Raw genomic sequence first — 9,113 nt, 5'->3', positions numbered from 1 at the left:
CTGCGGGGCGCCGGGAGCGGCCGGGGCGCGGAACGCGGCGAGCGGGTCGTGGCCCTGCTGCGGCTGCTGCTGCGGCGCGTGCCCGACCGGCTGCTGCGGCTGCTGCGCCGCCGGCTGCTGGTGCGCGGCGGGCTGCTGGTGCGCGGGGTGCTGCTGCGGCGCGTACTGGCCGTAGCGCGGCTGCTGCGGCGCCGGGGCACCGGGGTGGTGCGGCTGCGCGCCCGGCTGCTGCGGCGCGGCGTGCTGGTACGGCTGCTGCGGCGCGGCCGGCGCGGCCTGCGCCGCGGGGGTCGCGGGCTCGGCGGGCGTCTGCGGGAGCTGCTGGGTGGGCGCCGGGGCGATGCGCTGCGTCTCGTCGGCGGACGGCGTCGCGTCGGCGGCCGGCGCGGCGGGGACGGCCTCGGTCGCAGCGGTGGCGTCCTCGGTGCGCTGCGGCTCCGCCGCGCCCTGGGCGTCCCGCGGACCCTCGGGGGTGCTGCTGCTCATGGGGTGTACCTCCTTCTCGCCCACTATGAGACCCCCCGCGACTGGAGCCACGCTCGGCAGAACCTGGGAGTCCGCTGCGAATCCACGATGACCGTGGGTACGCCGGACCCGCATCCCGTCAGCCCGCGGCGACCCCGCCGCCGAGCGCCCCCCGGGCGGCGTCCCGCGCCGCCGCGGTCAGCCGCTCGCCGAGCGCCCGCCGGTCGGTGCGGTCGACCCGCACCTCGACCACGGACGTGCCGCGCCCCGGGGCCGCGAGCGCCGCGGCCAGGGCCGCCTCGTCCGAGACGCGCACGTGCCGCACCCCGTAGCCCGCGCACAGGGCGGCGACGTCGACGGCGTGCGGGGTGCCGAACACCCGCTCGAACGTCCGGGCGCGCTCGGGCGCCCCGTGCTCGAGCGTCGCGAAGATCGACCCGCCCGCGTCGTTGAGCACGACGACCTGGAGGTCCACCTCGGGCTCGGTGGTCAGCCGCAGCAGGCCGCCGACGTCGTGCAGGAAGGTCAGGTCGCCGACCAGGACACGCGTCCGGTGCCGGGGCAGGCCGAGCGCGACGCCCGCGGCGGTGGACAGCATCCCGTCGATGCCGGCCAGCCCGCGGTTGGCGAGCACCAGCGGCGGCTCCGCCCACCGGGCGACCAGGTCCAGGTCACGCACCGGGTTGGACGAGCCGACCACCAGCACGTCGGCGGGCAACGACGCCTCCGCGACGGCCCGGACGGCGCGCGGGCCGGTGAGCGGCGGGGTGGCGCGGGTCGGCGGCGCGGCCGGGTCGTCGTCGAGCGCGGCGTCGACCACGGCACCCGCGGCCGCGTCGGCACGCTGCCAGGCGCCGAGCCACGCCGGGTCGTCGGCGGGGTCGTCGAACCAGGCGGCGGGCACGCCGGTGAGCACCCGGTCGGCGGCGCGGCCGGCGTCCGGCCAGCCCGAGCCCGCGGGGGCGACGACGGTCAGGTCGATGTCGTCCCGGGCGAGCAGCGCCGACACCGGCCGGGTGAGCGTCGGGCGCCCGAGCAGCACGACGGAGCGGACGCGGCCGCCCAGGTCGGGGTCCCCCAGCAGCACCCGGTAGGTCGCGGGCGCGTTCGGGCCGCCCCGCGCGCCGGAGGACGGCTCGGCGAGCAGCGGCCAGCCCGCGACCTCGGCGAGCCGGCGGGCGTCCGGGCCCGCGCCGTCGCCCGCGACGACCACGACCGGGCCGGGCAGGTCGGCCCGGGCGGGCACGCCGGGGTCCGCGACGACCGGAGCGGCGGCGGGCCGGGGCAGGACGGCCACCCGCCCCGCCGCGCCGTCCGCCGGCCACGGCTCCGGGCCCGGCACCAGCGGCTCGCGGTAGGCGAGGTCCAGGTGCACGGGTCCGGGGTCGCCCGTGCGGGCGCCGAGGGCCGCGGCGACCGCCCGGGACAGCAGGTGCCGCAGGTCGCGGTCCTCCCCCGTCCGGCCGGACGGCGCGGGCACGTCGGCCTCGAGCCGGGTCGCGGCGCCGAAGATGCCGGGCTGCACGGTCGTCTGGTTGGCGCCGGTGCCCCGGAGCTCGTGCGGGCGGTCGGCGGTGAGCAGCAGCAGCGGGGCGCCCGCGTGGTGCGCCTCGAGCACCGCCGGGTGCAGGTTGGCGACCGCCGTGCCGGACGTGGTGACGACCGCGACGGCCCGCGGGGCGCCCTCGGCGGCGGCGGCCCGGGCGAGGCCGAGGGCGAGGAACGCCGCATCCCGCTCGTCCACCCGGACGTGCAGCCGGACCGCCGGTGCGCCGGCCGGGCGCTCGTCGTCGGGCAGGGCGGCCTCGGCGAGCGCGTACGCCAGGGGGGCGCTGCGCGAGCCGGGGGCCAGCACGACGTCCCGGACGCCGTGCGCCGCGAGCTCCTGGACCAGCACCCGCGCCGCCCGGGCCGCGGGCGCGCCGCGCACGGGACCGCGCGGCCCGCCGCCCGCCGCCGGGGTCGGGGCCGTCACCGGGACACCGCCCGGACCGCGGCCAGCCGCTCCGCCCACCGGGCCGCGGTCGCCTCGTCGGCCGCGGTCGCCGCGAGCCGCTCGTCGGTGGGCACGACCGCCCGCGCGGCCGCGACCGGCAGCGCGCCGTCCACGGGCAGCAGGGGCGGGTCGGCGACGTCGTCGGTGAGCAGCTGAGCCGTCGCGAGCCCGCAGGCGTACGGCAGCTCGGGCAGCGCCGCCGCGAGCGCCACGCCGGCCGCGAGGCCCACGGAGGACTCCAGCGCGGAGGACACCACGACCGGCAGCCCCACCTGCTCGGCCAGGTCCAGGCAGGCGCGCACGCCGCCGAGCGGCTGCACCTTGAGCACGACGACGTCCGCGGCCTCGGCCCGCACCACGGCCATCGGGTCCTCGGCACGGCGGATCGACTCGTCGGCGGCGATCGGGACGTGGGTCGACCGGCGCACCCGCGCGAGGTCGCGCACCGAGGCCACCGGCTGCTCGGCGTACTCGAGCCCGCGCGCGGCGCGGTCCAGCACCCGGAGCCGCTCCACGGCGGTGTCGACGTCCCACGCGGCGTTCGCGTCCACGCGGATGGCGCCACCGGGGCCGAGGGCCTCGCGGACGGCGGCCAGCCGGTCGGCCTCCTCCGCGGCACCCTGGCCGGGCTCGGCGACCTTCACCTTGGCGGTGGTGCAGCCGCCGGAGGCCAGCACGATCCGGCGCGCGGCGTCGGGGCCGACGGCGGGGACGGTCACGTTCACCGGCACGCGGTCGCGCACGGGCTCCGGGAACCCCTCGTCCGCCGCCTCGCGGGTCGCGCGCCACCAGGCGGCCGACTCCGCGGCGTCGTAGTCCCAGAACGGGCTGAACTCGCCCCAGCCGGCCTCGCCGCGCACCAGCACGCCCTCGCGCACCGTGATCCGGCGGAAGCGCGTCCGCAGGGGGATCGCGTAGACGTGCACGCGGCTCAGCGTAGAGGTTCCGCGCCGCCGAGCACGGCGAGCAGCAGGTCGCGGGCGGTGCCGCGGACGGGCCGGCCCTCGCTGACGGCGGCGACGACCGCCCCGTCGACCACCGCGAGCGCGACGGCCGCGGGGACGGGCAGCCGGAGCTCGGCCAGCAGCGCCGCGAGGACCGCGTCGAGCCGGGCCCGGCCGCCGCCGAGCGCGGCCGCGAGGGCGGGCACCCGGCCGGCCGCGAGCAGCTGCTCGTAGTGCGCCCGCACCGCGGCGTCGTCGCCCGGCGGCAGGACCGCCCCGACCACGACGTCCGCCGGGTCCTGGTCGACCGGCGGGCCGCCGGCGGCACGCCCGGACCGCACCCGCGCCAGGACGGCGTCCGCGTGCGCCACCCAGTCGTCGACCAGGGTCGCGCCCGCCGCCGCGGCCAGGTCGTCCAGGCCCGCGTAGTAGTACGTCGTCGCCGACAGCGACAGCCCGGCGCGGGCCGCGACGGCCCGGTGGCTCAGCGCCGCCGGGCCCTCCTCGCGGACCAGGTCGGCGGCGGCGCGGGCGAGCTCGGCGCGCCGCCGGACGCCCTTGGCGGTGCCGCCGGCGCCCGCGGGACCGCCCGGGCCGCCCGGGCCGCCGCCGGTCATCAGTGGCCGCCGCCCGAGAGGTTCAGCCCCACCACGCCCGCGACGATCAGGACGAGCGACACGATCTTCAGCACCGACACCGACTCGCCGAACAGCACGATCGCGAGGACCGCCGTCGCCGACGCCCCGATGCCGACCCAGACGCCGTACGCGACGCCGACCGGCAGCGACCGCAGCGCCCAGCTCAGGCCGGCGAACGACAGGATGGCCAGCACCCCGAACGACACGCTCGGCCACAGCTTCGTGAAGCCGTCCGACGCCTTGAGGCTGAGCGCCCAGCCGGCCTCGAGCAGTCCGGACACGATGAGCACGACCCACGCCATGGGTGATCCCTCCCCCGGGACCGGACGCGCCGGGTGGCAGTCTCCGCCGTCCCGCGCCCGTTTCTGGTACGACCGTACCAGAATTCTCGGCGGGCGTGCCGTCCTACGCTGGGGCCCGTGACCGACCCCGCCGCCGCCCCGCTGCCCCCGCGCGTCTCCGACACCTTCGACCCGAGCCGCTGGCGCACGGTCACCGGCTTCGAGGACCTCACCGACCTCACCTACCACCGGGGCGTCGCCCGGTCGGCGGACGGTGGCGTGCGGGACCTGCCCGTGGTCCGGGTGGCGTTCGACCGGCCCGAGGTGCGCAACGCGTTCCGGCCGCACACGGTCGACGAGCTGTACCGCGTGCTCGACCACGCCCGGATGACCTCCGACGTCGGCACCGTGCTGCTCACCGGCAACGGGCCCAGCCCCAAGGACGGCGGCTACGCGTTCTGCTCCGGCGGCGACCAGCGCATCCGCGGGCGGGACGGCTACCGGTACACCGGGTCCACCGAGGCCGAGACCGCGGACGCCATCGACCCGGCGCGCGCCGGCCGGCTGCACATCCTCGAGGTCCAGCGCCTCATCCGGACGATGCCGAAGGTCGTCGTCGCGGTCGTGAACGGCTGGGCCGCCGGCGGCGGGCACTCGCTGCACGTGGTCGCGGACCTCACCATCGCCTCCCGCGAGCACGCGCGGTTCATGCAGACCGACGCCAACGTGGGCTCGTTCGACGGCGGGTACGGCTCGGCGCTGCTCGCCCGGCAGACCGGTCAGAAGCGGGCGCGGGAGATCTTCTTCCTGGCGCGGGAGTACTCGGCCGAGCAGGCCTACGCCTGGGGCGCGGTCAACGACGTCGTCGACCACGCCGAGCTGGAGGACGCCGCGCTGGAGTACGCGCGGATCATCGCCACCAAGTCGCCCCAGGCGATCCGGATGCTCAAGTTCGCGTTCAACCTGGCGGACGACGGGCTCGCCGGGCAGCAGGTGTTCGCGGGCGAGGCGACCCGGCTGGCGTACATGACGGACGAGGCCGTCGAGGGCCGGGACGCGTTCCTCGAGCGCCGCGACCCGGACTGGAGCCGGTTCCCGTACGCGTTCTGACGGGCACGCCGGGGCGGCGGGCCCCGGCGGTCAGGAGACCGTCAGCGAGCCCGTCCCGGCGGGCACCAGCTCGACCCACGTGTTGCCCGGCGCGAGCGTCGCGGGCGCGCCGTCGGCGGTGAACAGCTGCATCGGGGCGTCCCGGGAGTCCTTCTGCCAGCGCACCGCGACGGTCTTCCCGCCGGTCGCCAGCGTGCCCTCGCCCGAGCCGACCAGCGTGTAGGTCGGCACCGGGGCGCCGTTCTGCGCACCGAACTGCGTGTTCGGGTGCTCGGCGACGATGGACACCACGTTGGTCGCCGACAGCCGCGCGCCCGAGGCGGCCACCGCGGGCTTCGAGCCCTCCGAGCGCTCCCACACGGTGCCGTTCCAGGTCCACGACGGCTTCGACTGGCTCGACAGGTCGAACGCCAGGGTCGTCGCCGGGGTGCCCGCGACGACCGCGGTCGCGCGCTCGGCGGTCCGGGCGAACGCGAACTGCTCGCCGGGGCTGCTCTGGTGGTCGGCGTCGGCCTGCGCCCACAGCGCGGCGGGGTCCGCGTAGACGTTGTGCGGGGCCGACCGGGACGAGATCCGGTACAGGCCGGCGGCGCCGGCGTCGTGGCTGATCACCTGGACGGGGCTCGCCGCGACCAGGTCGAGGATGCCGGGCTGACCGCCCGAGAACGTCAGCAGGCCGTGCATCGGCGACACGATGTCCGGGTCCATCGGGCGGACCGAGCGGACCGGGCCGAGCTCCTCGGGCACCTGCGACTGCCACACGGCGACGAACCGGGAGACCTCGAACTCGACGATCGTCTCCCACACGACGTCCGCCTGCTCCAGCCCGGACTGCGGCCGCGCGGTGGCGGTGTTCTCGATCTTCACCGCGAGCGCCGGCCGGTTCACGACGTCGCCCGCCACCCCGGTCAGCGGCCAGGTGGGCGCGACGACGGGCTCCGGGGCCGCGGCCTTCTGCGGCTCGAGGGTGGGCGCGACGGTGGCGGCCTCCGGGGCCGGGCCCTGGCCCTGCGAGCAGCCGGCGACCAGGAGGGCCGTGGCGACCGCGGCCGCGGCGGCACGCCGCAGACCCCGCCTCGTGCTGTGAACCATCTCGACCCTTCCGTGCCGCGTGCGTGCCCGGCGGCTCGGCGCCGCGCGTCCCGCGCCACTCTACGGGCGGACCTACGCTGGCCGGGTGAGCCGTCCCGTCCGCGTGGTCCCCGCCTCCTCCGCCACGGTGCCGACGCTCACCGCCGCCCTGGCCGCCGCCCTCGACGGCACCGGACCCGCGGTGCTGCCGGTCGAGGCGCCCGACGCGGGGGGCCCGGCGCCCGCCGACGACCTCGCCGGCGAGGTGCCCGACGACGTGGCGCTGCTGGTCCGCACCTCCGGGTCGACCGGCGCGCCCCGCGAGGTCCTGCTCACGGCCGCCGCCCTGCGCGCGTCCGGCGCCGCGACCGAGGCCCGGCTCGCCGGCCCCGGCCGGTGGCTGCTGCCGCTCCCGCCCGCCCACGTCGCGGGCCTGCAGGTCCTGGTCCGGTCGATCCTCGCCGGCACCGAGCCGGCCGTGCTGTCCGGGCCGTTCCGCGCCGACGCCTTCGCCGCCGCGGTCGGCCGCATGCCGGACGGCGACGGCCCGCGGTACACCTCGCTCGTCCCGACGCAGGTGCACCGGCTGCTGGACTCGGCCGAAGGGCGGGACGCGCTGGCCTCCTTCGACGCGGTGCTGCTCGGTGGCGCCGCCACCCCGCCGGGGCTGCTGGACGCGGCCCGGGCGGCGGGCGCCCGCGTCGTCACCACCTACGGGATGTCCGAGACCTGCGGCGGCTGCGTCTACGACGGCGTCCCGCTGGACGGGGTGACCGTCGACCTGGACCCCGAGGACGGGCGGGTCCGGATCGCCGGGCCGGTGCTCGCCGCGGGCTACCGCGGGCGGCCCGACCTGGACGCCGACCTGTTCGAGGTCCGGGACGGCACCCGGTGGCTGCGCACCAGCGACCTGGGTCGGTGGGGCGACGACGGCCGGCTGGAGGTGCTCGGCCGCGCCGACGACGTCCTGGTCACCGGCGGGGTCAAGGTGCCGCCCGCCGCCGTGGAGCGGGTGCTCGCCGGGCTGCCCGGGGTCGGCGAGGTGCTCGTCGTCGGCGTGCCCGACCCCGAGTGGGGGCAGGCCGTGGTCGCGGTCGTCGTGCCCGCCGCCGGTGCCCCCGCGCCCGCCCTCGCGGACCTGCGGGACGCGGCCACCGCGGCCCTCGGCGGGCCGGCCGCGCCGCGGCACCTCGTCACCCTGGCCGCGCTGCCGCTGCGCGGCCCCGGCAAGCCCGACCGGCGGGGCGCCGCCGACCTGGCCGCCCGCGAGCTCGGCCTCCCGGCCGCCGTGCGGGACGCCACGCCCCGGTCCTGACCCGCGTCGTGCGTGCGCGCCCGGCGTTCCGGGTTACCGTCGCTGCACGCCGAACCACCCGCCGCGGCACGCGCCGCGGCCCCACGACAGGAGCACCATGGCCACCGCCGCCGAGTGGGTCGCCGGAGCACGCCCGCGCACCCTGCCCGCCGCCGCCGCTCCCGTGCTGGTCGGCACCGGCGCCGCGGCGCAGATCGAGGCGGCGCACCTCGGCCGCGCGCTGCTCGCCCTGGGCGTGGCCCTCGCGCTCCAGGTGGGCGTCAACTACGCCAACGACTACTCCGACGGCATCCGCGGCACCGACACCGAGCGGGTCGGCCCGATGCGGCTCACCGCCAGCGGCGCGGCGTTCCCGAGGCAGGTCAAGGCCGCGGCGTTCACGGCGTTCGGCGTCGCCGGCCTGCTCGGCCTGGGGCTCGTCGCCCTGAGCGGCCAGTGGTGGCTGCTGGCGATCGGCGCCCTGTGCGTCGCGGCGGCCTGGTTCTACACGGGCGGCCGGCGGCCCTACGGCTACCTGGGCCTCGGCGAGGTCGGCGTGTTCGTGTTCTTCGGGCTGGTCGCCGTCCTCGGCACCACCTACACCCAGTCCGGCACCCTGACCTGGCCCGCGTGGGTGGGCGCCGTGGCGGTCGGGCTGATCGCCTGCGCGCTGCTCATGGTCAACAACCTGCGGGACATCCCGACGGACGCCCTCGTCGGCAAGCGGACGCTCGCGGTGCGGCTCGGCGAGCACCGGGCCCGCCGCGCGTACGCCGTCATGGTGGTGCTGCCCGTGCTGCTCGGCGTCCTGTGCGCCCTGGCGAACCCGTGGGCGCTCATCGTCATCCTGCTCGCGCTGCCCGCCGGGGTGCTGGCGTTCACGGTGCTGGTCGGCGCGCGCGGCATCGCGCTCGTCCCGGTCCTCGCGGGGACCGGGATGTACGAGCTGGCGTTCGGCGTGCTGCTGGGCCTGGGCCTGGCGCTCTAGCGCGCGGGGGCGTCAGCCCTCGGCGCGGGAGCCGTCGGTGCGGGACTCGCGCTCGGCGGCCTCGACCGCGGCGTCCTCCTCGGCGGCGTCCGCGGTGGCGGTGCGGGACAGCCGGGGGCGGTCGCCCCGGGCCTCGGAGCGCGCCTGGAGCCACAGCGCCGCCCGGTCGCGCGGGCCGCGGAGCAGCACGTAGGACAGCAGCGCCGCGAGCAGCGCCGCGCCGACGACGCCCAGCAGCCAGCCCGTGCCGGCCAGCACGAGGCCGACCAGGCACACGACGAGCAGGGCGAGACGGAGCAGCGAGTAGGTCACGACGGGCACGGGTC

Annotated in this window: 9 protein-coding genes and 1 pseudogene; 3 read left to right on the top strand and 7 right to left on the bottom strand. The window is 78.7% G+C overall.

Annotation, left to right across the window (positions count from 1 at the left end; all coding sequences use genetic code 11):
* The 5 genes and pseudogenes from G6556_RS03410 to G6556_RS03390 all read right to left on the bottom strand — a co-directional run.
* A pseudogene (locus G6556_RS03410) lies at positions 1–486 on the bottom strand (hypothetical protein); the annotation flags it as partial.
* 118 nt (positions 487–604) lie between these two features.
* Positions 605–2,440 carry a 2-succinyl-5-enolpyruvyl-6-hydroxy-3-cyclohexene-1-carboxylic-acid synthase gene (menD, locus tag G6556_RS03405; protein ID WP_346774699.1) on the bottom strand — a complete coding sequence of 612 codons (1,836 nt, stop codon included), beginning with the start codon at positions 2,438–2,440 and terminating at the stop codon, positions 605–607.
* Positions 2,437–3,387: an o-succinylbenzoate synthase gene (locus G6556_RS03400; protein WP_346774698.1), complete on the bottom strand. Its 951-nt coding sequence runs from the start codon at positions 3,385–3,387 to the stop codon at positions 2,437–2,439. The genes menD and G6556_RS03400 overlap by 4 nt, the downstream gene beginning before the upstream one ends.
* Before the next feature lie 5 nt (positions 3,388–3,392).
* Positions 3,393–4,022: a TetR family transcriptional regulator gene (locus G6556_RS03395; RefSeq protein WP_166938614.1), complete on the bottom strand. Its 630-nt coding sequence runs from the start codon at positions 4,020–4,022 to the stop codon at positions 3,393–3,395.
* Positions 4,022–4,345: a multidrug efflux SMR transporter gene (locus G6556_RS03390; protein WP_166938613.1), complete on the bottom strand. Its 324-nt coding sequence runs from the start codon at positions 4,343–4,345 to the stop codon at positions 4,022–4,024. The genes G6556_RS03395 and G6556_RS03390 overlap by 1 nt, the downstream gene beginning before the upstream one ends.
* 117 nt (positions 4,346–4,462) lie before the next feature.
* Here G6556_RS03390 and G6556_RS03385 point away from each other — a divergent pair, with 117 nt between their 5' ends.
* Positions 4,463–5,434 (top strand): 1,4-dihydroxy-2-naphthoyl-CoA synthase, encoded by a 972-nt coding sequence (locus G6556_RS03385; protein WP_166938611.1) that lies wholly within the window; start codon positions 4,463–4,465, stop codon positions 5,432–5,434.
* Positions 5,435–5,464: 30 nt separating this feature from the next.
* Here the strand turns inward: G6556_RS03385 and G6556_RS03380 are convergent, their stop codons facing one another.
* Complete coding sequence (locus G6556_RS03380; protein ID WP_166938609.1) at positions 5,465–6,526, bottom strand: DUF3048 domain-containing protein; 1,062 nt, start codon at positions 6,524–6,526, stop codon at positions 5,465–5,467.
* A gap of 85 nt (positions 6,527–6,611) precedes the next feature.
* Here G6556_RS03380 and menE point away from each other — a divergent pair, with 85 nt between their 5' ends.
* Together menE and G6556_RS03370 are read left to right on the top strand one after the other, a co-directional pair.
* Positions 6,612–7,820: an o-succinylbenzoate--CoA ligase gene (gene menE, locus G6556_RS03375; protein WP_166938607.1), complete on the top strand. Its 1,209-nt coding sequence runs from the start codon at positions 6,612–6,614 to the stop codon at positions 7,818–7,820.
* A gap of 97 nt (positions 7,821–7,917) precedes the next feature.
* Complete coding sequence (locus G6556_RS03370) at positions 7,918–8,787, top strand: 1,4-dihydroxy-2-naphthoate polyprenyltransferase (RefSeq protein ID WP_166938606.1); 870 nt, start codon at positions 7,918–7,920, stop codon at positions 8,785–8,787.
* Between the two features lie 12 nt (positions 8,788–8,799).
* On the opposite strand, the gene G6556_RS03365 is transcribed toward G6556_RS03370, so the two are convergent.
* Positions 8,800–9,108, bottom strand: a complete 309-nt coding sequence (locus G6556_RS03365; protein WP_166938604.1) for a DUF4229 domain-containing protein — start codon at positions 9,106–9,108, stop codon at positions 8,800–8,802.
* Positions 9,109–9,113 lie beyond the last annotated feature (5 nt).

It is taken from the genome of Cellulomonas sp. IC4_254 (genome assembly GCF_011603975.1).
Lineage (GTDB): Bacteria > Actinomycetota > Actinomycetes > Actinomycetales > Cellulomonadaceae > Cellulomonas.
Note: the sequence above shows the minus strand (reverse complement) of the source record. Positions and strands in the feature narration are given on the sequence as shown.